This window comes from Acetobacter lovaniensis (assembly GCF_014207635.1).
GTDB lineage: Bacteria > Pseudomonadota > Alphaproteobacteria > Acetobacterales > Acetobacteraceae > Acetobacter > Acetobacter lovaniensis.
The window spans coordinates 523,876-547,193 of record NZ_JACHIE010000001.1; the positions used below are offsets into that span (position 1 = coordinate 523,876).

The following is a 23,318-nucleotide window of genomic DNA, read 5'->3' on the forward strand; positions in this document are numbered from 1 at the left end:
ACGCGCCGCAGACCAGATGTTGTGTCACACTCCAACGTAAGCCGGACCATCTTTTCCTTCACCCCACCCATACGGCAGGGTGCCCTTGATATCCCTTGCCGGAAGCACACAGCCCCGGCTCTTTCTGTCTCAAGAGCTAGACCGGCCATGGGAGCGGAACAAGGGCACCGCCTGTCACGCTCTAGCGAGGCTGTGCGCCGCCTGTGCCGCCTGTGCGCCGTGCTCAAGCCAGCTTTCACTGCCCATTTCCGCCAGACGGGAGGCTGTACGGGCAAATGCGTCCGACCCCTCGCCCTCGGTAAACAGTTTGTCAGGTGTGGCCGCAGCCGAGGCAAACAGCAGGTTTCCGTTGTCGTACAAGGCATCTATGAGGGTAATGAAGCGCCGGGCCAGATTGGCTTCGTCCTGTCCCATGCAGGGGATGTTGTCGATCACGACAACGGGAAAACGTCGCGCCAGCGCCAGATAATCGTTCGGTCCCAGCGGCTTTCCACACAAAGAGTTGAAATCGAACCGGCAGACCGGCCCCGCCGCCTGCTCCACCTCAAAACTGCGTCCAATAAACTCCAGCGTGACGGGCTGGAGGTTAGCCCCACAAGCCTGATGGACAAAAATACGGTCCAGCGTGGCATGGGCCTGCGCGTCGGCCGGGACCAGCCATGTCTGGCGGTCCTGCTCGCGCCCACGCCGGTAATCCCTTGGGGAATCCAGCTCGATCGTATCCATCTCACGCCGGATAATGGCGATGAACGGCTTGAAGGCGTCCGCCCCCGGCCTGTTCTGGAACAGTTGGGAGGGTTCAGTGTTGGAGGTGGCCACAATCACCACGCCATCGGCAAACAGGGCCTCGAACAGGCGGCCCAGAATCATCGCATCGGCAATGTCGTTCACCTGAAACTCGTCAAAGCACAAAAGCTGCACACGGGCTGCAATGGCTTTAGCCAGCGGGGGAATGGGATCGGCCATGCCGGGATTGGCAGCCTTGAGGGCGTGCAGCTTCTGGTGCACGTCCTGCATGAAGCGCAGAAAATGGATGCGCTCCTTGAGCCTGACAGGCGCACAGCTAAAAAACAGATCCATGACCATGGTTTTGCCACGCCCGACCCGCCCCACAATATAAAGTCCGCGCAGACGGTCCTGCGTGGGCTGCGCGGGCTGGCTCATCAGCTTTCTGGCAAGCCCCGCCAGAAAACCCCCGCTCCTGCTGGCAGGGCTGGCCGCCTGCGGCGCGCGCGCGCGCATGGTGGCAAGTTCACGCCACAACTGGTCCAGACGTTCGACCACACGGGCCTGATCCGGATCGCTCTTGATGTCCCCGGCTGCAATGCGCTGCCGGTAAACTGCCAGAGGCCCCTGTGCGGTCGCAGCGGAGGCCCCGCTCGTGTTCATGTCTGTCATAAGTTTGCCCGATAACGGCTTGGGGGCTCTTTCTGCAAGCATCAACACCTCTCCTAACCGTGTCGTGACAAGGCCGGAGAGCTCTGGTGCTGTTGGAAAGTCCAAAATACCCATATCGGAGTCCATGCCATGACCGACTGGAATGCCTATCGCGCCAACATGCAGAAAAACGTCAAGGAACTGGCGCAGCTAACCCCCAACACGCTCAAGGGTTTGCAAACGCTGGAAACTCCCCTGCCTGAACTGAAGCATCTGGACGCCAAAACGCGCGAACTGATCGCGCTGGCCGTAGCCGTAACCACACGGTGTGATGGCTGCATTGCCGTACACTCCGCCGCTGCCCGCAAGACAGGTGCCAGCAAGGAGGAAATAGCCGAGGCTCTTGGCGTGGCCGTGGCGCTGAACGCAGGGGCCGCCCTTGTCTATTCCAGCCGGGTGATGGAAGCGTTTGACAGCACGGAAAGCTGACCCACCCCGCCCGTAAACAGGCGTGGGTGCCACGCCGCCGCACGCCTCATTCCGCCTGAGCCAGAGGCAGGGTGGGCATCCCGTGGCCGCCGGGCTTAAGCACCCACAGCCGCTCCCTGCGTGTCTGCCGGTCACTGACCACCCGCACGCCCGAGGCCAGAAAAACCGCCTGCGCTCCCACCCGCCAGGCGGAAAAACGATCCAGCCGGACCGCAACATCGGGGCATGATGCCCTCAGGGGGGCCGCGCTCACCACCAGATCAGCCTGCGCGCACAGGTCCGGGGGGAGCAGGCTGCGCCCGTCCGAGGGATCATGCACACGCAGCACCACTTCATGCTTGTTGCGGAGCAGGATGCAGGTGCCCCCGGCATCGCCCTCCCCACAGATCAGGCTGCCATCAGGTGTTTCGGCCACCTGCTCCGCCGTGGTGGAAAAGTCGGTTACGGGCATGGCCAGCGCCTGTGCCCAGGCAGCCTTTATGGTCTGCTCATCCCGCGCATGGCCCATAACCAGTATGGCGGCGTGGTCGCGCACCCCCATTAACTGCCCATCCGGGCTGATCAGGAGGTCAGGCCGGGGCACCAGCCATGGGCTCAGGGTCGCGCACAGCACAACAGGCATCCCCCACCACCGCAGCCGCCCCCGCCACAAACACAGCCAGCACAGCCCCAGAAGCACGCAGGCAAGCCCCCAGCCGGGCATGGCGGGCACCCCCATGCGCGCACCCGGCCAGCCCGCCACACTCCGCGCCAGCCACAGCACAACACGCACACCGGCATCCATAAGGTATAAAAAAGGCGCATCCGCATGCAGGGGCATGGCCGCCAGCGCCGCCAGCCCCAGCGGCATAATCCACACGCCCATAAGCGGCACGGCCAGCAGATTGGCCAACACAAAAAACGGCTGCACCACCCCAAAATGGGCCATCACCACCGGCAGCGTGGCCGTGCCAGCCAGAAGACTGGTCAACATCAGCATAACGCCATGCCGGGCCAGCCCGCGCCGGGTGCCCGCAAGCCCGGACAAACCACGGATCAGACGGGGGTACAGCACCTCATACCCCGCCACGAGCGCCATAACCGCGGCCATGGACATCTGAAAAGCCACATCCAGCACAGCCTGTGGCGCCACCAGCAGCATAAGGGTTGCCGCCAGCGCCAGCCCCCGCATGGACACAGCCCTGCGCCCCACCATAAGCCCCAGCACCACAACACTGGCCATAAGCCAGCTCCGCATGGCGGGCAGGTGCGTGCCCGTAAGCAGCACATACCCCCCGCCCACGCCCCATGCCACAAAGGCGGAAAGCGCCTTGCAGGGCCACCGCAGGGCAGCATATTCCCACGCGGCCAGCACCATGCGGCAAACCAGCATGGCCACCCCCATGACAAGGCCAAGGTGCAACCCCGCTACCGCCAGCAGATGCGCCAGCCCGGAAGCGGCAAAATCTTCCCGAACGTCCTGCGGAACGGCCTCTGCCCTGCCATCCAGCAGGGTGGCGACAACTGCGCCGGAAGGGCCGGGCAGAACAGCCCGCACACGCGCGTTAACCCGCCCGCGCACGGTAGCCACCGCCTGCCAGAAACCCGATACCCTGCCCTGTATCCCCGGTTCCACCTGCACGGGCTCCAGCGCATAACCGCTCCCTGCCTGCCCGGAAAACCATGCCTCGAACTGCCTGTCCCGCCCACCGGGCAGGGCGGGAAAAGGCGGAGGCTGCACCATAGCCCGCACCCGCAGGCCATCCCCCGGTGCGAGCGGGGTCGAATCGTGTTGAACCAGCCGTATATCCAGAGTACGGCGCAGGGGGGCCATGCCATCATCTACAAAATCATGTAGAACCGCGTGCGCAAGGATCACGCGCCGCACAGGCTCCCCCTGCCCTGCGGGCGCGGGAAAAAAGGCCACATCGCGCACAATGCCAGAAATTTCGGTACCCCGGCGGGGCAGTTCAGGCATGGGCGGCTGGCGGTGGGCCGCGCACCATGCCGCCCCAAACCCCACGGCCAGCACCATGCTAGCCCCACCCGCCAGCCGCGCCACAAGGCTCTGCCGCCAGTAAAAACAGGCTCCAAGGCACAGACCCGCTACCCCTGCGGGTACGCCCACGCCACCGGGTAGCCCCGGCTCATACGGCCATAAAAAATAGGCGAGCGCCCCCAGCGCCAGCAGGACCGGAACCCACAGCACAAACCGCCTGAACTCCGCATCCAGCAACACCATGACAGACATCGGGTTCAGCATATGGCTCCCTGCGCCCGCGCGTGATAAAGAAGCGCCCCATGACGACCATCCGCACACGCTTTGCTCCGAGTCCGACAGGGCTGCTGCATATTGGCAACGCCCGCGCAGCCCTGTTCAACTTCCTCTTTGCCCGTCACCATGGCGGTCAGTTCCTCCTGCGTATTGAAGATACCGACCGCGAACGCTCCACCCAACAGGCCGTAGATGTTATTTTTGCGGGTCTGGACTGGATGGGCATTACGCCGGATGAGGAACCCGTCTTCCAGTCCTCGCGGGAGGCACGCCACCGCGAGGTTGCACTGGAACTGCTTGAAAAAGGTCTGGCCTACAAGTGCTACTGCACGCCAGAAGAACTCAGGCAGATGCGCGAAGACGCCACAAAAAATGGCCTGCCCCCGCGCTATAACGGCCTGTGGCGCGACCGCGACCCGGCAGACGCGCCCGCAGGTGCCCCCTACGCCATCCGCATCAAGGCCCCGCGTGAAGGGGATGCGGTTATTGATGATCTGGTGCAAGGCGAAGTCCGCGTGGCCAATGTGGAACTGGATGACATGATCATCCTGCGTTCCGATGGCACCCCCACCTACCAGCACGCCGTGGTGGTGGATGACCACGACATGGCCATTACCCACGTGATCCGTGGTGATGACCACCTGACCAACACCTTCCGTCAGGCCATGATCTACCGCGCCATGGGCTGGGATCTGCCGCGCTTTGGCCACCTGCCCCTTATTCATGGCCCTGATGGTGCCAAGCTTTCCAAACGCCATGGCGCGCAGTCCGTGGTGGAATTCCGCGACATGGGCTATCTGCCCGAAGCCCTTTGCAACTACCTGCTCCGTCTGGGCTGGGGGCATGGGGATGCGGAAATCCTCTCGCGCGAAGAACAGATCAAGCTGTTCGACATTGATGGTGTGGGCCGTGCGCCCTCGCGCATGGATTACGCCAAGCTCGACCACATCAACGCCGTATGGATGCGTCAGGCGGATGACGTGCGCCTGACGGATGACGTTATGGAACGCCTGAAAAAAGTTGAAGGCGTTAATGTGGACGAAACCACCCGTGCCCGTGTGCTGTCCCTTATGCCCGGCCTTAAGGAACGCGCGCGCACACTGGTTGAACTGACCGAGAACGCCGCCTTCCTTGGCCGCCATGTGCCCCTGCCCATGAACGCCAAGGCCGAAAAGCTGCTCACCCCCGAGGGCCGCGCCCTGCTGGGTGAACTGGCGCGGGATCTGGCCGTGGTGGAACCTTTCAGCCCCGAAAACATAGACGCCGCCCTGCGCGCCTTTGCCGAGCGTGGCGGCCACAAGCTTGGTCAGGTTGCCCAGCCACTACGCGCGGCTGTAACCGGCTCCAACTCCTCCCCCGGGATTGATGCCACGTTGCAGGCACTCGGCCGGGATGAAACACTGGCCAGAATAGGAGCCGTTCTGCATGGCTAGCTTTCCCGGCCGCCACACCCGGCATCTGCTCGGGCTGGAGGGCATGACGCCAGACCAGATCGAGCCGCTGCTGGATCTGGCCGAGAGCTATGCCCTGCTCAACCGCTCCCGCAAAGTCCCGCGCGATGTGCTGCGCGGGCGCACCTTGATCAACCTGTTTTTTGAAGACAGTACGCGCACGCGTACCTCCTTCGAACTGGCAGGCAAGCGGCTGGGGGCGGACGTGATCAATATGTCCGTCGCCCAGTCCTCGGTGAACAAGGGGGAAACCCTGCTGGACACCGCAGCCACCCTTAATGCCATGCGCACGGACCTGCTGGTGGTCCGCCACTCCCAGTCCGGTGCGCCTGCCCTACTGGCCCGCAAGGTGGAAGCCTCCGTCGTGAATGCGGGCGATGGCATGCACGAGCACCCCACGCAGGCTTTGCTGGATGCGCTGACCATCCGCCGCCACCATGACACTCTGGGGGGGCTTAAAGTCGCCATCTGTGGGGATGTCGCCCATTCCCGCGTGGCGCGCTCCAATATTCATCTGCTTACCACAATGGGCAGTTCCGTGCGCCTTGTAGGCCCGCCCACACTGGTGCCGGGCAACCTTGGCCAGCTTGGGGTGGACATCCACCACAGCATGGAAGACGGTCTGCGCGATGTGGATGTGGTGATGATGCTGCGCCTGCAGCGCGAGCGCATGTCCTCCGGGCTTATTCCCAGTGCGCGCGAATACTTCCGCTTTTTTGGTCTGGACCGCAGGCGGCTGGATCTGGCGCACAAAAACGCGCTGGTCATGCACCCCGGCCCCATGAACCGGGGCGTGGAAATTGACAGTTCCGTTGCCGATTCCGACCAGAGCGTTATTCAGGAACAGGTGGAAATGGGTGTGGCCGTACGCATGGCCGTTCTGGACCGCCTTACACGCAGCAGGCAAACTCCATGACCACCGTTGTTTTTGAAAATGTTCGCCTGATCGACCCCGCCTCCGGGCTGGACCAGCCCGGCCGCCTGCTTGTGCGCGACGGGCAGATAGCTGGCATAGACAAACCCGGTGCAGAAGGCAGGCCGGAAGGTGCCGCCCATGTGGATGGGCAAGGCGCCGTGCTCTGCCCCGGTCTTGTGGACATGCGCGTGGAAATTGGTGAACCCGGCTACGAATACCGTGAGACCATAGCCTCCGCCACCCGTGCTGCCTCTGCCGGGGGGATTACCACCATTGCAGTACTCCCCACCTGCAAACCCGCCATAGATAACCCTGCCTTGGTCCGGATGCTCCGCGCCCGGGGGGAGGAAACCGGGGCTGTAACCATTCTGCCCTATGGGGCCCTGACCAAAGGGTGCGAAGGCAAGGAACTGGCCGAAATTGGCCTGCTGCACGAAGCCGGAGCCGTGGCCTTTACCGATGGTAACCGCGCCATAGACCCTTCCCGCCTTATGCGGCTTGCTCTGGCCTATGCCAGCGGGTTTAACGCCATGGTGGTGCAGCACCCCGAAGACCCATCCCTTGCCGGGTCAGGGTGTGCCACATCTGGCGCGCTGGCCACCCGCCTTGGGCTTGCGGGCATTCCCACAGCGGCCGAATCGATCATGATCGCGCGGGACATCCGTCTGGCGGAACTGACCGGGGGCCGCCTGCATTTTGGCCATGTCTCCACGGGAGAAGGGCTGGACCTGATCCGTCAGGCCAAGGCGCGCGGGCTGAACGTGACATGCGATACAGCCCCCCCCTACTTTGACCTGAACGAAAACGCGATTGGCGATTTCAGAACCTATGCCAAGTTCTCCCCCCCCCTGCGGAGTGAGGAAGACCGGCTGGCCGTATGTGCCGGGCTGGCCGATGGCACGATTGACGCCATTGCCTCCGACCACCACCCGCGTGATGCGGATGACAAGCGCCTGCCCTTTGCGCAGGCCGCAACCGGGGGCACGGGCATGGTGACGCTGCTGGGCGTAACCCTTGCGCGTGTGCATGATGGTACGCTGGGTCTGCCACAGGCCCTTGGCCTGCTGACCTACCGCCCCGCCAGCCTGCTGGGCGTGGAAGCCGGAACACTGGCCGTAGGGGCCATGGCCGACCTGTGCCTGTTTGCCCCGGAGCAGAGCTGGCTGGTAACGGCAGGCAAGCTCCCCGGTCGTGCGCAGAACACTCCATTTGACCGCCGCCCGCTGGAAGGCCGCGTACTGGGCACATGGAAGGCTGGCCAGCGCGTTTATGAGGCAGACGCGGCATGAGCGGGCAGCTTCCCTCCTACGTGCTGTGGCTTATGGCGGCCATGGCGTTCATGGGTTACGCACTGGGGAGTGTTCCGTTCGGGCTGATCCTGACCAACCTTGGCGGTGCGGGGGATTTACGCAGCATCGGCTCGGGCAATATTGGCGCAACCAACGTGCTGCGTACCGGCCGCAAGGACCTTGCCGCCGCAACGCTGGGGCTGGATGCAGGCAAGGGGTTTCTGGCGGTTCTGATCGCATGGGTCATGACCTCGCCCGATTATTCCGACTACACCGCATCTCTTGCGGCCCTTGCGGCGGTGGTGGGGCACTGTTTCCCCGTTTTTCTGGGCTTTCGGGGGGGCAAGGGCGTGGCCACGGGGCTGGGGGCACTACTTGCACTCTCCCCCATTACCGGGCTGGTCGGGTGTGCCGTGTGGCTGGGGGTTGCCAAGCTCTCCCGCATTTCCTCCGCCGGGGCGTTGGCTGCCTTTGTGGTCATGCCCGTTGTTATTCTGGCCCTGTATGGGTTTTCCTTTCAGGCGAGCCCAAAGCCCATGGCAACGCTGCTGATCAGCCTGCTGGTCATTGCCCGCCATCATGAAAACATTGCCCGTATCCTGCGGGGGACCGAGTCCCGCATTGGTCAGAAAAAGGACTGACCGGCCTTTGCGCCGGTTGCTCCACCCCTTCGCATGAGCAGCCTGTATGCAGCCCTGCGCCTTGCGCGGACCGAGCAGGTTGGCCCGCGCACATGGCAGCGGCTGGTCGCGCAGTATGGCACGCCAGAGGCGGCACTGGATGCCCTGCCGGGTCTGCCCGCCAGAGGGCGCACACGCCCCGGCATTCCCCCGCGGGACAGCATTGAGCGCGAAATTGAGAACACGCTGGCCCTCGGCGGGCAGTTCCTGACCCTGCTGGACCCGCACTACCCACCCCTTTTGCGGCATATTCCCGATGCCCCACCCGTACTGAGCATTCTGGGCGACCCCGCCTACCTGAGCCAGCCGGGCGTTGGCATTGTCGGAGCACGCAATGCCTCGGCCCAGGGGTTGCGGCTGGCCGAAAGCCTGGCCACGGAGATAGCCGACTCCGGCCTGAGCGTGATTTCCGGTCTGGCACGGGGGATAGACAGTGCCGCCCATCATGGCGCGCTTTACAAACAGGGCCTGACCATTGCCGCCATAGCAGGCGGGCTGGACTGCCCCTACCCGCCCCAGAACACCGATTTGCAGGCACGCATTGCCCAAATGGGCGCGGTTGTTACCGAGGCTCCCCTTGGCACCACCCCGCAAGGCCGCCATTTTCCGCGCCGGAACAGACTTATTGCAGGGCTGGCCCTTGGCTGTGTGGTGGTGGAGGCGGCCCCCCACTCTGGCACGCTGATTACGGCACGCATGGCCGCCGATTACGGGCGGGAGGTCTTTGCCGTGCCCGGCTCCCCGCTGGACCCAAGATGCAGAGGTAGCAACGATCTGCTGCGCAAGGGGGCCATTCTGGTCGAGCGTGTGTCCGATATTCTGCCCCATATTGCCATAACCCCACCCCAGAACCCGCCTTTGGCCCTGAGCCGCACAAAATCCACGCCTGACCTGTTTGCATCTCTTCCCCCCTCCGCCACCACGGGCACGGAGGGGAAGAATTTTAAAAATTCATTGCAAAAACAAAGTGTTGCGCACACGGCGCCGACCTTACCAGCACAGCAGCATACAGCACCCACCCCTGCCAGACAGTTGCTTGATCTTCTGTCCTTTACACCCATAGCTGTTGACGATCTTATAAGGCGCTGCCAGTTCTCGGCTTCTGTCGTTCTGGCCGCGCTCACCCAGCTTGAGCTGTCAGGTCAGGTGACCACCTATCAGGATGGTCGCGTTGGGCTAACTAACGGGCAGGCAGAAACGAGTAGGTAAGTGCTGCTTCCGGGCAGGTCGGAGAGAGTATGACTGACGTTGTTGTGGTCGAGAGCCCAGCCAAGGCTAAAACGATCAACAAATATCTGGGCGATGGCTACACGGTGCTTGCATCGTTTGGACATGTGCGCGACCTCCCCCCCAAAGATGGGTCCGTCCTGCCTGATGACGGCTTTGCCATGAAGTGGCAGGCCGATGAACGCGGCACAAAGCAGGTTGCTGCCATTATCAAGGCGCTCAAGGGTGCCAAGCACCTCTACCTCGCCACTGACCCGGACCGGGAAGGGGAAGCCATTTCGTGGCATGTGCGCGCCATGCTGGAGGAGCGCAACGCGCTCAAAGGCGTGGAGGTGCAGCGTGTCACGTTTAACGAAATTACCAAAAGCGCCATCAAGCACGCCATGGCTCACCCCCGCGAGCTTGATCTGCCGCTGATCGAGGCTTATCTGGCCCGCCGCGCGCTGGATTATCTGGTGGGCTTTACCCTCTCCCCCGTTCTGTGGCGCAAACTGCCCGGCTCGCGCAGTGCTGGCCGGGTGCAATCCGTTGCCCTGCGCCTGATCTGCGAGCGTGAGGCCGAGATCGAGGTGTTTAAACCGCGGGAATACTGGAGTGTAACCGCGTCCCTGCTCACGCCGGGCAACGCACCCTTTACCGCGCGCCTGACGCACCTGAACGGCAAAAAGCTCGACCAGTTTGACCTTGGCAATGCCGAGCAGGCCGAAGCCGCCAAACGCGCGGTGGAAGCCGAGGAACTGAGTGTCCGCTCCATTGAGCGGCGCAAGGTCCGGCGCAACCCGCAGCCCCCCTTTACCACCTCCACCTTGCAGCAGGAGGCATCGCGCAAGCTGGGCATGAGTGCCCAGACCACCATGCGCACCGCCCAGCAGCTCTATGAAGGCATGGAACTGGGGGGGGAAACCGTCGGCCTGATCACCTATATGCGAACCGATGGCGTAACCATGGCGCAGGAGGCCATCCACGCCATTCGCGGGCATATTGGCAGCAAGATTGGCGCGGACTACGTGCCCGCCCAGCCGCGCCACTACACCTCCAAGGCCAAGAACGCGCAGGAAGCGCATGAGGCCATTCGCCCCACGGATATTTCCCGCACCCCCGAATCCATGGCGCGCTACCTCAACAACGATCAGCGCCGCCTGTACGAACTGGTGTGGAAGCGCGCCGTAGCCAGCCAGATGGAATCGGCAATGCTGGATCAGGTAGCGGTAGATATTGCTGGCCCCTCCGCTCAGACCGTGCTGCGCGCCAATGGCTCGATCATTACCTTTGACGGTTTTCTCAAACTCTACCGCGAAGGCCGTGATGATACCGAAAAAGCTGCGGCGGATGATGAATCCCGCATGCTCCCGCCCATGCATGAGAAAGATCCCCTCAAGCGTGAGGACGTAGAGGCAGAGCAGCACTTCACCCAGCCGCCCCCGCGCTATTCCGAGGCGTCTCTGGTCAAAAAAATGGAAGAGCTGGGCATTGGTCGGCCTTCTACCTATGCATCCATCCTGACCGTGCTTCAGGACCGCAGTTACGTTCAGCTGGAAAACCGGCGCTTTGTGCCCGAAGCCCGTGGGCGGCTGGTAACTGCGTTCCTTGTTTCCTTTTTCGAGCGGTATGTGGACACGGGCTTTACGGCCAGCCTGGAAGAACTGCTGGACGATATTTCGGACGGGCAGGCCCAGTGGAAGGAAGTTCTGGCCTCCTTCTGGCATGATTTTTCCAAGGCGGTGGGCGACACCAGGGAACTGACCATTACCGATGTGCTGAACGCACTGGACAAGGACCTTGGCCCCTTCTTCTTCCCCCCTCGTGCAGATGGTTCGGACCCGAGGCAGTGCGCTGCATGCGGTTCGGGGCGGCTTGGCCTTAAGCTGGGGCGTTATGGGGCATTTATTGGCTGCTCCAACTACCCCGAATGCCAGTTTACCCGCAGGCTGACAGCCGAAAGCGCTGAAGATGGCGATGGCAGCAGCACGCTCAAGGACGGTATGCGCCTGCTGGGTCAGCACCCGCAAACCGGCGAGGACATTACAGTACGGCAGGGGCCGTGGGGCCTGTATGTGCAGCAGGGCGAACCCGACCCGGCGGACAAAAAAGCCAAACCCCGCCGCGCATCCCTGCCAAAAGGGATGGATGGGGCCAGCATAACGCTGGATCAGGCTGTTGGCCTGCTCTCCCTCCCCCGCCTTGTGGGCCTGCACCCTGAAACGGGCGAGCCGATAGAAGCCGGTCTGGGCCGCTTTGGGCCATACGTCAAAATGGGTGCGGTTTATGGCTCGCTCGACAAGGATGATGATGTCCTGACCGTGGGGCTGAACCGGGCGGTTGATGCGCTGGCCAAAAAACTGGCTTCCATCCGCAATCTGGGCAACCACCCCAAGGATGGCGAGCCGGTTATGGTGCGCAAGGGCCGGTTTGGGCCATATGCCCAGCACGGGCAGGTGGTCGCCACCCTGCCACGCGGCACGGATATGGACGAGGTCACGCTGGACGAAGCTGTGGCCCTGCTGGCAGACAAGGGCAAGCCGCTCAAGGCCAAGGCCGGGGCCAAAAAAGCCCCAGCCAAGAAAAAAGCGGCCACAAAAACCGCAGCTGCCAAGACCACCACCAAAGCGCCAGCCAAAACTGGCGCCAAAACAGCCACCAAGAGTACGACCAGAACCACAAAGGCCAAAGCGGCCGCCACACCAGAAGGCGAAGCCGCACCAGCCAAGCCCAAGGCCCGCAAGGCCACCACCACAACGCGCAAAAAAAAGGCTGAATAACCCATGTCTGGCAGGTCTGAAGTTGCTGCCCTTCCTTCCAGCGCAGCACTTCGGGCCTTCCTGCTTGGCGGGGTTACCCCCGTTGGGCTGAGCGACATTTTGCGCGCGTTTGACCGCCCGATCCGCGACAAGGCACGCCTGAAGGCCATACTGCACACCATGGCGCTGGATGGCAGCCTGCTTGACCTGCCCGCAGGACGCCTGAAAGCCTCCATCGGGCTGCCAGAAACCGCACGGGCGCGCATAACCCATATCCGCCCCGACGGGACCCCCTGCGGCATACTGGCCGATGACCCCGCGGCAACGCCTGTTGTTCTCGACACCCGCGCCCCCGACCTGCACCTCCCCTTGCCCGGTGATCTGGTTCTGGCCCGCCTGCGCCCCGCCTGCGGTGCCCGCCGCAGGGAGGCCCGTGCCGAATGTGTACTGGCCAGAACGGGGGAGAGCCTCGCCTTTTCCCGCGCACTTGGAGAGGATGGCGCACCAGTGGAACGGCTATGGACCTGTAACCCGCAGATTGCAGGCACGTTCGCGCTGGCCACACCAGAGCAGCATGCCCTGCCCGAACCGGGGGAGGTTGTTCTGGCGACCTTGCGCACCATGCCAGATGGCACACTGGCCGTGGATAACCCCACCCCTTACGGCCGGGCAGACACCGCAGGCATGGCCAGCGCCCTCAGCCTGCTGACACACGCCATTCCCACCCGGTTTTCCGCCGCAGCGGAGCAGGAGGCCACGCGCGGAGCCGAACAGGCCGCAGCCCTGCACAACCAGCCCGCCCCAGCCGACCGGCACGACCTGCGCGCCCTCCCGCTGGTTACGCTGGATGATGAAACCGCACAGGATTATGACGACGCCATATGGGCAGAGCCGACAGACACGGGTTTTCATCTTGTCATCGCCATTGCCGATGTCAGCCACTTCGTACCGACCGGTTCGGCGCTGGATGAGGAGGCCCGCATACGGGGCACCTCCCTTTACCTGCCCGACCAGACCATACCCATGCTACCACTGGACCTGTCGGCCAATGCGTGTTCGCTCCTGCCTGGGCAGGACCGGCTCTGCCTGTTTGCCGATATTCTCATCACCCATGACGGCCATATGCAGGATGGAACAATCAGGCGCGGGATCATGCGCAGCGCAGCCCGACTGAGCTACCGCGATGCACAGGATGCACAGGACGGCAAAACCCTGCCCCCAGCGCACCCCATCCACACCCTGCCCACAACATTGCTGCACACCCTTATGGCGGCAAGCGCTGCGCTCGATAAAGCCGCAACCAAACGCAACGCCATGCGTTTGGAAGAAGATGTCTGGGTCATCACCTTCCACCCCGACGGGCAGCCCGCTGCCTTTTTACCGCGCGAGCGCCTTGCAACCCATGATCTGGTCGCCAGTTTCATGATCGCGGCAAACACGCTTGCCGCCCGGATTGCGCATGAACACCGGCTTGCGATCCCGTTTCGGGTGCATCCCGCCCCTACGCCCACACAGCCACGCCCGGCAGCACGCTACAGTGCCGTAGCTGGCCGCCATAATGGGCTGGGCCTGCCATTATACACCCACTTTACCAGCCCCATCCGGCGCTATGCCGACCTGCTGGTACACCGGGCCATAAGTGCCTGGTGCGCGGAGCAGACCACCCCCACAAAAACGCCTCCATCTGTGGCCTGCACGCCACTACGGGAGCAGGATTACTCTTTGGTATCGCACCTTAATTTTACAGAGCGCCGCGCCGGAAAAAGTGTTCAGGACTGCCAGAATCGGCTGGCGGCGGCCTTTCTGGTTCCCGACATAGGGCAAAACGTGAACATCCATGTCATCACAACAACACGGCATGGCCTTTGCGTGCGATTGACGAAAACGGGAACTCCGTCTTTGCTGGCCGGGTCTGCTTTTCCGGATTGCGTAAGGATGAATGACGACTCGCCGCACGGTGGCATTGCCGCCCGCTACACGCCCCCTGTCCAGAACGGGGCACTGCCTGTGGCAGTTCTGCTGGCAACCTGCCCGGCGCGTGGCGTGTCCGTACTGGCGTCCCATACCCATGCGCGCTGAACTTCCCTTCCGCTGTTATGTCCGGGCCATAGTGCAGCACCAGTTGCTCCTGCCCGGCGTTATGCTGGCCATTCTGCTCCTGTGCCAGCCCGCCACGCTGCACGCCCAAAGCAGTAGTGGCGGACCTGTGCCCAGCCCGCCGCCAGCAACACCCCAGCCCGCCCCCCCCAGCGCGCCTACACCCGCGGAGGCACCAGCGGGAGCAGGACCGGCAGCAGCCAGCCCGGCACCGGCTCCACCACCCCAGCCCGATGTCCCCACATCCCCCCCGTCCCCTGTGGTGGATATGCAGCTCGTACATTCGGTTATTGCCACCGCACTGGAGTTTCTGGGCCCCCGTACGCTTGACCCCCATAGCAGCCGGGATTTTACCCTGTGGGGGCTGGGCTGCCTGACAGCACTGGACCCTACGCTCACCTTCGATTCCCGGGGAGCGAACATCCAGCTCCTTGCCGGTCCGCAACCCCTGCTCTCCCGCCCGGCCCCACCGGCGGACAGCGTGGATGACTGGGCCAGACTGGCCACCGATTTTCTGGAAGCCGCCCGCGCCCATTCCGCCGCTGTACGTTCAGCCGGGCGGGATGATCTGCTACAGGCGTTTTTTGATGAACTGTTCAATCATCTGGACCCCTATTCCCGCTATATAGGCCCATCCTCCGCCAGTACGGACCGCGAAACCCGTACGGGCGGGGAAGCCGATGCAGGCATAACACTGGCCCAGAACGGGCGGCATATTGTTGTATCCGCCATCAACGCGAATGGCCCGGCATGGACCTCCGAGATTGATACAGGGGACCGGGTTATAGCCGTGAATGGCCAGTTAACTGCCGGACAATCCGTTGCAACCGTTACGGACTGGATTCGTGGGCCGGAAGACAGCGCCCTTGTGCTGCGCCTGCTCTCCCCCGGGCGGCGGCGCACGCATACGGTTACGCTGCGCCGCTCCAAAGTGCCGCCCGAAACCGTATTCGCCTTTGCCAGCGGCCCGATTGTAGTGCTTCGCGTAACCGCTTTTTCCTCCGACACGGCGGAGGAAATGAGCCAGTATCTGGACCAGGCCACACAGGACAAGAACCTGCGCGGTCTGATTATTGACCTGCGTGGCAACCGGGGCGGTGTGCTGCAACAGGCCGTAACCGCCGCAGCCCTGCTGCTTGACCACGGCGTAGCCGCCGTAACCAGCGGGCGGGACCCGCAATCCAACCATATCTGGGCCGTGCAGGGCGGGGACATGACCAACGGGCTGCCCATTGCCGTTCTGGTAGATGGCCGCACCGCCAGTGCTGCGGAAATTCTGGCAGCGGCTCTGGCCGACCACCGGCGCGCCGTGGTGATCGGCAGCGCAACTCTGGGCAAGGGACTGGTGCAGACCGTGGCGCAACTCCCCGATGAAGGCGAACTGTTTGTCACGTGGAGCCGCGTCATAGCCCCCCTGCACTGGCCGTTGCAGGGGCTGGGCGTTATGCCCCAGATCTGCACCAGTCTGGGAGAGGCGGACACAAACCACGCGCTCCACACGCTTGCCAGCGGCAAACTGGCCAATCAGGCCGCCATCACCGCCTCCCGCGCGGCGCGTTACCCGTTGGGTGTTCCCGATATTCTGGCCATTCGCAAAGCATGCCCCGCCGCATTGGGCAATGACCGCGATATCAGCGTCGCGCGTGACCTTATCAACCACCCCACATGGTACAAGACCGCCGTAACCGCCATTCCCGATGATGTAGCCGCCTCACCCCAGATGTCCGCCACACCATGAAGGAGGACATGCTCCCTCCCCCACGCCTGCGCACCGAACTGGTTGCCAGAGCACTCATCCGCCAGTCCGGGCTGGATGGCCGTTCGGCCATGCTGCTGCGCAGGGGCGACCCGGATGCGGGCGGTATTCTGGTGATATTACTCGGCCGTACTGGAGAGGGCATTGTGCTCACCCAGACCCGCACACCAGCGGGAGAAGCAGCCTGGCTGCGTGGCACGGGCACAGCACCAGTAGGCGCAGAGCAGATTCAGGCCTATGTTGACCGGCAACTCAAATACGACCCGGACCTGTGGGTGCTGGAAGTTGAAACCGTGGACTTCAGCCCTCCGTTTGAAGCAATCCTGATCTGACAAGAAAGGTAGGTATTGTGGCTTAACCCACACGCCTGCGGTATTTATGACGCATAAAATCCATAAGTTTGGGAAAACTCTGGCTTCTGCCTGTTGCGTCATACACAACTTTACAGCAAAGAAGGCAGGCATGTGTGCCCTCGTACCATCCAACGCCATACGTGACGTATCGCACAACCTTTGCCACAGCAGGGAGAAGACCATGAAGCCGCGCTGTATACTGCTTGCGCAAACGCTGCTTTCTGCGCCGCTTGCGGCTGGCCTCCTGCTGTCCGCCTTTTCAGCGCATGCGCAGCCTGTTCAGGGCCTGTATATTGCCGGTGAAGGGGGTGGAACCCTCAATCAGGACCAGCGCGTCAGAAGTACACCCAACTTCCCCGATGGTCGTGACCGCTGGAAAGCTGGCGCGGTTGGAATCGGCTCCGTAGGCTGGGGTCTTGGCAACGGTTTCCGTGTTGAGGTCGAAGGTAACTACCGCAGCATGGATTATAACCGCCTTGTGAACAGCAACGTGACCACAAAAGGGGACGGCCGCCGCCAGACCTATGGCGTTATGGTCAATGCCCTGTTTGACCTTGATATCGGCAAGCCGTGGCTGTTCCCCTATTTCGGGGCTGGCGTTGGCTACGGCTGGACCTCCACCACGGCATCGCTCGTGGGGCATAATGCCTCGGGTGGCACCACCATACAGCGTATGGGTGGCACTTACGGTAACGCCACCTATCAGGGTATTTTTGGTCTGTCCTTTCCTGTTCCCTGGGTTGTCGGCCTGTCGGCCACAGCGGAATACCGGTTCTGGACCATGTTTGGCCCACAATCCCATGGCGTGACCTCCACGGGGGATATTGGTGGCACACAGGCTGTTCTTGGCGGAAGCACCACCTTTAACGGCACCCACAAGACGGCAACGGACTTCAACCATTCCATGATGCTGGGCCTGCGGTACGAGTTTAACCCCGCACCCCCGCCGCCCCCACCCATTGCCAATGCCCCGGCTCCGGCCCCGCAGGCCGCGCGCAGCTACCTGATTTTCTTTGACTGGGATAAAGCTGACCTGACAGACAGGGCGCGTTCCATTGTGAGCGAAGCCGCACAGGCCGCAACCCATATTGCCCTGACCCGCATTACCGTCTCGGGCTATACGGATAATTCCTCTGCCCATCCGGGCCAGAAAGCGGGCGAAGACTACAACATGAAGCTCTCCATCCGCCGCGCAACGGTTGTTAAGGCCGAATTGATGCGCGATGGCATTGCAGGCTCCACCATTGATATTCATGGTTATGGGGACACGCACCCGCTGGTGCAGACAGGCCCCAATACCAAGGAAGCCCAGAATCGCCGCGTGGAAATTATCTTCCGCTAACCGGCAGGTTTCTTCCCTGTCCTAAAAAAGCCCGCCCCGATATGAGGCGGGCTTTTTTATACCCCGGACAGCATGACCTGAGCAGAGGGATGCTTACAGTCCCGAAAACAGGGAAGTGGAAAGGTAACGCTCGGCAAAAGAGGGCGCTATGACAACAATGGTTTTGCCTGCGTTTTCCTTTTTATGAGCAAGCTGCAAAGCAGCATGCAGCGCAGCACCGGAGGAAATACCAACGGGAATACCGTCAATACGTGCGCATCGTCTGGCAGCGGCAATGGCCTCACGTTCAGAAACAGTCAGCACCCCATCAAGCGATTTAAGGTGGAGCGTTGCCGGGCAAAAACCCGGGCCGATCCCCTGAATACCGTGGGGCCCGGGTTCATCCCCGTTCAGGACGGCACTTTCCGCCGGTTCCACACCAAAGACCTGTATGCCCTTGCGCCGGTGCTTGAGCGATTCTGCAATCCCGGTTGCGGTTCCACCCGTGCCAACACCGGCAACAACAATATCGACCTTGCCTGCCGTATCTTCCCAGATTTCCTCCGCTGTGGTGGCGGCATGCACTGCGGGGTTTGCGGGATTGTCAAACTGATCAGGCATCCAGGCATCGGGCGTTTCAGCCAGAATCTCGTTCGCGCGGGCAATGGCGCCTGCCATACCAAGGCGTGCGGGCGTCAGTTCTACCTGAGCATCCATCAACCGCACCATGCGACGCCGCTCGATGGAGGCTCCCTCAGGCATGGTCACAATCAGCCTGTAACCCCGTGCCGCAGCCACAAACGCCAAGGAGATACCCGTATTCCCCGATGTGGGTTCCACCAGCAGGGTGCGGCCGGGTGTAATTTCACCCCTGCGTTCGGCGTCAAGCACCATGGCTGTACCGATTCTGTCCTTGACGGAGCCTAGCGGATTAAAAAATTCTAGCTTGAGCAGAATCCGGCTTTTCAGCTTGTCTTCGCGCATGATGCGCGGCAGGGCGACCAGAGGGGTTCCACCCACCACATTCAAAACCGAGTCGTAAACTCTCCCACGAGGCGCTGCAAAGCCGTAACCCTCGTTATTGTGCGTTGTTGATGACATTTTGTCCCTACCTGAACTGTTTATATGTTCAACTGTCTTATAATACGAATTTACAACGTAGATAAACAGCCATTCCCCTGCTATAAGCACCCAACACAGCAAGGCTGGCACATCATACGCCAGACCGTAAGCCAAGCAGGAAGGACCTTGCGATGATTCTTCGTCGTGACAGAGCAATGACCGCTGTTCTTATCATGCTGGACGTTGCTTTCCACGCAGGCCGCTCCAACGCGGTAAGTGCGGCAGATATTGCCGAACGTTCCGGTCTGGCCCGCCGGGGGATTGAACCACTGCTTCAGGCTCTCTCGCGCTCAGGGCTGCTGGAGAGCATCCGTGGCCCCCGTGGGGGCTACCGGCTGGGCCGCCCCCGGCGGGATGTGACTCTGGTCAGTATTATTGAAGCAGTTCTGAACGATGACCCCGAAGGCAGCGATGGCCCGCAAGGCCCTCTCTTCCACAAGGTTATTGAACCCTGCTGGAGCGGGTTTGACACCAAGCTGACAGAACAGATGCGCCAGACCACACTGGATGAGCTGGTGCGTCAGGCCGAGGAAGCTGGGCTTAAACGCCCGCAAAGCGAACCCATTACCTTTTCCATCTGAGCTTTGGCCACACGGTTGGTCCGGGCATAAAAAAAGCGGTGCTGCTTACGCGGCACCGCTTTTTGCAGACTTGTTGAGGTCTGCTCAGTTCTTGGTAGCGGCTTTGGCAGGACGCGCAGCCCGCTTTGTTGTCACCACCTTCTTTTCCGCTGCCGCGGGTACAGGCGCGGTCACTGCGGGGTGGGGGATATACACACCCGTTGCATCAACCTGTGCGGTAACCGTCAGGCGGGTCCGCTGCTGGCCGGGACCGGGGATAAGAATAACCGTAAACTGGTCCTGCCCCGCATAACCCTGCGTGGGCGTGTAGGTTACGTGTGTGTCGTTATCCAGCGTGTACAGGAACGCCTTGCCATGCTCGGGAGCAGGAGACGCCCCAAAGGACAGGTAAGGCTTACCATCGGGCTGGGAGACCAGCACCTCGCACAGCCCGTCATCGGAGCGGACCGTCATGGTGGTGGAAAGCTGGCCGTCGGCCTCTTTCTTGATAGGGGTTGTGCTGCACACGGCAGATTTTTTGAGATACCCAAACGGATTGGGAGATCCGACATGGACAGGGCCCACGGTTGTCGCGCAGCCGGCAAGCATGCCAGCAGTTAGCGTCAGCCCGGCAATTCCTCGTAAGCGCACTCCACAGCTCCGCTTCATTCTTGTTAAATCAACCATAAACCCACTGCGTTCCATTCTGGTTAAAGGGGTAAGCCTTACCCACTGGGCTAACAGCACAGCAGGCCATAACGCCGCATGAGTCGCTCTTGCCTTTAAATCATCCCGCCGCAGGAAGGAAGAGGCACAACCCGCACCTTTTGGCACCCCTGCCTCTCTGCTGACTGGCAGGTGCAGTAAAAACATCGTTTTGCCACAACACCACACTAACGCAGCAGGGCAGTATACGGCCATGTATGCATGATCCTGCCACGTGCTCCCATGATGGGAAATGACGGTATGACAAATTAGGCCGTTTCTTTCCTGCCTGAATAGGCTATTGCGTTGTGCAGCATCTGTCGGAGGTCCTACCGTATGTTCCTTTCCCGTCTTTTTGCCGCGGGTGTTCTAGCCGCGGGCGTTCTGCATGGTTCCGTTACTTTTGCCGCCAGTCCGTGCGGCCACTCCCCTGCACATGAAGCCTTTAACGTGCAGGGCCTCAAAAGCGAGCTGATGGTAACCGCCCTCTCGTGCAGCGCGCAGGACCGCTACAACGCGTTTATCGCCAAGTTCCGCACCATTCTGCTGAACGAGGAAGACAAGCTGAACGGTTACTTCCGTTCCACCTATGGTCGTAGCGCGCAACGCGAGCATGACGATTATATTACCCAGCTGGCCAACGTGCAGTCCGAGCGCGGGTTGCAGTCGGGCACCATCTTCTGCCAGCAGCGCATGGCCATGTTTGATGAAGTGAACGCTCTGGATAACGGAGAAGACCTCTCCAATTATTCCGACGCCAAGGATGTTACGCAGCCTGCGTCGTTTGAAACATGTGCAGCCCCCACCACCACACGCGCCCCTGTGCGCCGCCGGACCACCCACAAGGCCGCATAATGCCCCGCAGCCACAGGCGGCATACCGGGGTTCAGGCGCCCGGGCTGCCTCTGGCGCTTGACGAATCAACGCCAAAGCGGGACAGACTTCCCGCATGAGCGATCTGTTTTCCGCCCCCACTCCGCCCCGTAAGTCCGCCAGCGCCTCCGCCCGCCCCAAAGCGCCGGACAATCAGGCATATGACGCCAGCGCCATTGAGGTGCTTGAGGGGCTGGAACCCGTCCGCCGCAGGCCCGGCATGTATATTGGCGGAACAGACGAGGGTGCCCTGCACCATCTGGCCGCAGAAATTCTTGATAACTCGATGGATGAGGCCGTGGCAGGCCACGCCAACACCATTGACGTGCATCTGGCCCCCGATAACTGGCTGTCCGTGCGGGATAATGGCCGGGGTATTCCCGTTGACCCGCACCCCCGCTTTCCCGATCGCTCGGCGCTGGAAGTTATTCTGACCACGCTGCACGCGGGGGGTAAGTTTTCGGGCAAGGCTTATGCTACCTCTGGCGGGTTGCATGGCGTTGGCTCATCCGTGGTCAATGCCCTTTCCGCCCGCATGGATGTGGAAATCGCGCGCGACCGCACCTTGTGGCAGCAGTCCTACGAACGGGGCAAACCTGTAAGCGCACTGCAGGAAGCCGGGGCAGCCCCCAACCGGCGCGGCACCCAGATTACCTTCCAGCCTGACCCGGAAATTTTTGGCACACATGTTTTTGTGCCCTCCCGCCTGTACAAACTCTGCCGCTCCAAGGCGTTCCTGTTCCGTGGAGTTACCATCCGCTGGTCGTGCGATCCCTCTTTGCTCAAGGCGGGGGATGAAACCCCGGCAGAAGCTGTTCTGCACTTCCCCGGTGGTCTGGCCGATAGTCTGGCAGACGAACTTGGCCCCGATGCCCCCCTGCTTACCCCCTTCTGGTCGGGGGAAGCGCCCCTGCCCCCGCAGGCGGACGGAACGGATAATGGCAAGGTGGAGTGGGCCGTTGCTTTTCTGGAAAGTGGCCCGGCATCCCTGATCTCCTACTGCAACACCATCCCGACTCCACAAGGTGGCACGCATGAGACCGGGTTCCGCAACGCGCTGCTCAAGGGACTGCGCGCATGGGGGGACCAGCGTTCCATCAAAAAAGCGGCCAGCATTACAGCCGAAGACATACTGGGCATGATTGCCGCCCGCCTGTCCGCCTTTATTCGGGACCCGCAGTTTCAGGGCCAGACCAAGGAAAAGCTGACCACGGCCGAAGCCAGCAAACTGCTGGAAACCGCCCTGCGTGACCGGTTTGACCACTGGCTGGCCCAGAACCCCCCACAGGCGGATTCGCTGCTCAGCTTTGCCATTGACCGCGCGGAAGAGCGCCTGCGCCGCCGCGAATCAAAAGATACGCCGCGCAAAAGTGCCACCCGCCGCCTGCGGTTGCCCGGCAAGCTGACCGACTGCACCAAGGAACATGCCCCCGACACCGAAATTTTTCTGGTGGAAGGGGATTCGGCAGGCGGGTCCGCCAAGCAGGCCCGCAACCGTGAAACACAGGCCGTGCTCCCCCTGCGCGGCAAAATCCTGAACGTGGCGAGTGCGACAAACGAAAAACTGCGCGCCAATCAGGAACTCCGGGATCTGATAGAAGCACTGGGTTGCGGGTCGGGCGACCGGTTTGACCTGACCAAGCTACGCTATGGCCGCGTCATCATCATGACCGATGCAGACGTGGATGGCGCCCATATTGCCTCTCTGCTCATGACGTTCTTCTACCGTGAACTCCCCGAGCTTATCCGCAACGGGCACCTGTATCTGGCGCAGCCCCCGCTCTACCGGCTTACACAGGGCGCACACAGCGTGTACGCCATGGATGATGCGGACCGGGAACGCAAAATGGCGATCCTGACCAAAAAACGGGGCAAGATTGATGTCTCCCGGTTTAAAGGGTTGGGGGAAATGCCCCCGGCGGACCTGAAGGAAACCACAATGGACCCGCGCAGCCGCACCCTTCTGCGCGTGGTGGCCCCACCGGAAGACCGGCTTGCCACGCGTGAGCGGGTGGAAAGCCTGATGGGCCGTAAACCCGAACTCCGCTTTGCCTTTATTCAGGAACATGCCCGCTCGGTTGATGAGTTACTGGACATCTGAGCGGACAGC

Annotated in this window: 18 protein-coding genes; 14 read left to right on the forward strand and 4 right to left on the reverse strand. The window is 62.0% G+C overall.

From position 1 onward, the window contains the following. Positions 1 to 174 precede the first annotated feature (174 nt). Positions 175 to 1,440, reverse strand: coding sequence for a cell division protein ZapE (gene zapE, locus HNR55_RS02400; RefSeq protein ID WP_242005384.1), 1,266 nt, complete (start codon positions 1,438 to 1,440; stop codon positions 175 to 177). 87 nt (positions 1,441 to 1,527) lie between these two features. On the opposite strand from zapE, the gene HNR55_RS02405 reads away from it, so the two are divergent. Then, on the forward strand, positions 1,528 to 1,866 hold the full coding sequence (locus HNR55_RS02405; RefSeq protein WP_166110783.1) for a carboxymuconolactone decarboxylase family protein: 339 nt from the start codon (positions 1,528 to 1,530) through the stop codon (positions 1,864 to 1,866). A 46-nt stretch (positions 1,867 to 1,912) separates the two neighbouring features. On the opposite strand, the gene HNR55_RS02410 is transcribed toward HNR55_RS02405, so the two are convergent. After that, the gene (locus HNR55_RS02410) at positions 1,913 to 4,108 is read right to left on the reverse strand and encodes a ComEC/Rec2 family competence protein (protein ID WP_166110786.1); all 2,196 of its coding nucleotides are present in this window, start codon (positions 4,106 to 4,108) and stop codon (positions 1,913 to 1,915) included. Between the two features lie 38 nt (positions 4,109 to 4,146). Here HNR55_RS02410 and gltX point away from each other — a divergent pair, with 38 nt between their 5' ends. The 10 genes from gltX (at position 4,147) to HNR55_RS02460 (ending at position 17,969) form a co-directional block, all read left to right on the forward strand. After that, positions 4,147 to 5,553: a glutamate--tRNA ligase gene (gene gltX, locus HNR55_RS02415; RefSeq protein ID WP_166110789.1), complete on the forward strand. Its 1,407-nt coding sequence runs from the start codon at positions 4,147 to 4,149 to the stop codon at positions 5,551 to 5,553. Beyond that, positions 5,546 to 6,487, forward strand: coding sequence for an aspartate carbamoyltransferase catalytic subunit (locus HNR55_RS02420; RefSeq protein ID WP_166110792.1), 942 nt, complete (start codon positions 5,546 to 5,548; stop codon positions 6,485 to 6,487). Before gltX ends, HNR55_RS02420 begins: the two co-directional genes overlap by 8 nt. Then, positions 6,484 to 7,776, forward strand: coding sequence for a dihydroorotase (locus HNR55_RS02425; RefSeq protein WP_086645282.1), 1,293 nt, complete (start codon positions 6,484 to 6,486; stop codon positions 7,774 to 7,776). Before HNR55_RS02420 ends, HNR55_RS02425 begins: the two co-directional genes overlap by 4 nt. Then, a complete protein-coding gene (gene plsY / locus HNR55_RS02430; RefSeq protein WP_166110795.1) occupies positions 7,773 to 8,417 on the forward strand; it encodes a glycerol-3-phosphate 1-O-acyltransferase PlsY in 645 nt (214 codons plus the stop codon). Before HNR55_RS02425 ends, plsY begins: the two co-directional genes overlap by 4 nt. Before the next feature lie 33 nt (positions 8,418 to 8,450). Next, positions 8,451 to 9,665 carry a DNA-processing protein DprA gene (gene dprA / locus HNR55_RS02435; RefSeq protein WP_166110798.1) on the forward strand — a complete coding sequence of 405 codons (1,215 nt, stop codon included), beginning with the start codon at positions 8,451 to 8,453 and terminating at the stop codon, positions 9,663 to 9,665. A gap of 29 nt (positions 9,666 to 9,694) precedes the next feature. Beyond that, positions 9,695 to 12,442: a type I DNA topoisomerase gene (gene topA, locus HNR55_RS02440; protein ID WP_166110801.1), complete on the forward strand. Its 2,748-nt coding sequence runs from the start codon at positions 9,695 to 9,697 to the stop codon at positions 12,440 to 12,442. A 3-nt stretch (positions 12,443 to 12,445) separates the two neighbouring features. Beyond that, complete coding sequence (locus HNR55_RS02445) at positions 12,446 to 14,500, forward strand: RNB domain-containing ribonuclease (RefSeq protein WP_166110804.1); 2,055 nt, start codon at positions 12,446 to 12,448, stop codon at positions 14,498 to 14,500. A 61-nt stretch (positions 14,501 to 14,561) separates the two neighbouring features. Continuing rightward, positions 14,562 to 16,256, forward strand: a complete 1,695-nt coding sequence (locus tag HNR55_RS02450; protein ID WP_242005420.1) for a S41 family peptidase — start codon at positions 14,562 to 14,564, stop codon at positions 16,254 to 16,256. A gap of 8 nt (positions 16,257 to 16,264) precedes the next feature. Then, entirely contained in the window at positions 16,265 to 16,606 is a 342-nt protein-coding gene (locus HNR55_RS02455; protein WP_166110810.1) for a DUF1491 family protein, read from the forward strand. Positions 16,607 to 16,736: 130 nt separating this feature from the next. After that, positions 16,737 to 17,969, forward strand: a complete 1,233-nt coding sequence (locus HNR55_RS02460; RefSeq protein ID WP_184382524.1) for an OmpA family protein — start codon at positions 16,737 to 16,739, stop codon at positions 17,967 to 17,969. 93 nt (positions 17,970 to 18,062) lie between these two features. On the opposite strand, the gene cysK is transcribed toward HNR55_RS02460, so the two are convergent. After that, entirely contained in the window at positions 18,063 to 19,049 is a 987-nt protein-coding gene (gene cysK, locus HNR55_RS02465; protein WP_166110816.1) for a cysteine synthase A, read from the reverse strand. Between the two features lie 152 nt (positions 19,050 to 19,201). Between cysK and HNR55_RS02470 the strand changes: the two genes are divergently transcribed. Continuing rightward, positions 19,202 to 19,651 carry an RrF2 family transcriptional regulator gene (locus tag HNR55_RS02470; RefSeq protein ID WP_166110819.1) on the forward strand — a complete coding sequence of 150 codons (450 nt, stop codon included), beginning with the start codon at positions 19,202 to 19,204 and terminating at the stop codon, positions 19,649 to 19,651. 84 nt (positions 19,652 to 19,735) lie between these two features. Here the strand turns inward: HNR55_RS02470 and HNR55_RS02475 are convergent, their stop codons facing one another. Further along, positions 19,736 to 20,281 carry an Ig-like domain-containing protein gene (locus tag HNR55_RS02475; protein ID WP_253545049.1) on the reverse strand — a complete coding sequence of 182 codons (546 nt, stop codon included), beginning with the start codon at positions 20,279 to 20,281 and terminating at the stop codon, positions 19,736 to 19,738. Positions 20,282 to 20,671: 390 nt separating this feature from the next. On the opposite strand from HNR55_RS02475, the gene HNR55_RS02480 reads away from it, so the two are divergent. After that, the gene (locus HNR55_RS02480) at positions 20,672 to 21,190 is read left to right on the forward strand and encodes a hypothetical protein (protein ID WP_166110822.1); all 519 of its coding nucleotides are present in this window, start codon (positions 20,672 to 20,674) and stop codon (positions 21,188 to 21,190) included. Between the two features lie 94 nt (positions 21,191 to 21,284). Next, positions 21,285 to 23,309, forward strand: a complete 2,025-nt coding sequence (parE, locus tag HNR55_RS02485) for a DNA topoisomerase IV subunit B (protein WP_166110825.1) — start codon at positions 21,285 to 21,287, stop codon at positions 23,307 to 23,309. Positions 23,310 to 23,318: the final 9 nt, after the last annotated feature.

What these genes read in the sequence shown, in the direction of transcription:
- zapE (WP_242005384.1), bottom strand. Translation starts at nt 1,440, where the DNA reads ATGCTTGCAGAAAGAGCCCCCAAGCCGTTATCGGGCAAACTTATGACA.
- HNR55_RS02405 (WP_166110783.1), top strand. Translation starts at nt 1,528, where the DNA reads ATGACCGACTGGAATGCCTATCGCGCCAACATGCAGAAAAACGTCAAG.
- HNR55_RS02410 (WP_166110786.1), bottom strand. Translation starts at nt 4,108, where the DNA reads ATGCTGAACCCGATGTCTGTCATGGTGTTGCTGGATGCGGAGTTCAGG.
- gltX (WP_166110789.1), top strand. Translation starts at nt 4,147, where the DNA reads ATGACGACCATCCGCACACGCTTTGCTCCGAGTCCGACAGGGCTGCTG.
- HNR55_RS02420 (WP_166110792.1), top strand. Translation starts at nt 5,546, where the DNA reads ATGGCTAGCTTTCCCGGCCGCCACACCCGGCATCTGCTCGGGCTGGAG.
- HNR55_RS02425 (WP_086645282.1), top strand. Translation starts at nt 6,484, where the DNA reads ATGACCACCGTTGTTTTTGAAAATGTTCGCCTGATCGACCCCGCCTCC.
- plsY (WP_166110795.1), top strand. Translation starts at nt 7,773, where the DNA reads ATGAGCGGGCAGCTTCCCTCCTACGTGCTGTGGCTTATGGCGGCCATG.
- dprA (WP_166110798.1), top strand. Translation starts at nt 8,451, where the DNA reads ATGAGCAGCCTGTATGCAGCCCTGCGCCTTGCGCGGACCGAGCAGGTT.
- topA (WP_166110801.1), top strand. Translation starts at nt 9,695, where the DNA reads ATGACTGACGTTGTTGTGGTCGAGAGCCCAGCCAAGGCTAAAACGATC.
- HNR55_RS02445 (WP_166110804.1), top strand. Translation starts at nt 12,446, where the DNA reads ATGTCTGGCAGGTCTGAAGTTGCTGCCCTTCCTTCCAGCGCAGCACTT.
- HNR55_RS02450 (WP_242005420.1), top strand. Translation starts at nt 14,562, where the DNA reads ATGCTGGCCATTCTGCTCCTGTGCCAGCCCGCCACGCTGCACGCCCAA.
- HNR55_RS02455 (WP_166110810.1), top strand. Translation starts at nt 16,265, where the DNA reads ATGCTCCCTCCCCCACGCCTGCGCACCGAACTGGTTGCCAGAGCACTC.
- HNR55_RS02460 (WP_184382524.1), top strand. Translation starts at nt 16,737, where the DNA reads ATGTGTGCCCTCGTACCATCCAACGCCATACGTGACGTATCGCACAAC.
- cysK (WP_166110816.1), bottom strand. Translation starts at nt 19,049, where the DNA reads ATGTCATCAACAACGCACAATAACGAGGGTTACGGCTTTGCAGCGCCT.
- HNR55_RS02470 (WP_166110819.1), top strand. Translation starts at nt 19,202, where the DNA reads ATGATTCTTCGTCGTGACAGAGCAATGACCGCTGTTCTTATCATGCTG.
- HNR55_RS02480 (WP_166110822.1), top strand. Translation starts at nt 20,672, where the DNA reads ATGTTCCTTTCCCGTCTTTTTGCCGCGGGTGTTCTAGCCGCGGGCGTT.
- parE (WP_166110825.1), top strand. Translation starts at nt 21,285, where the DNA reads ATGAGCGATCTGTTTTCCGCCCCCACTCCGCCCCGTAAGTCCGCCAGC.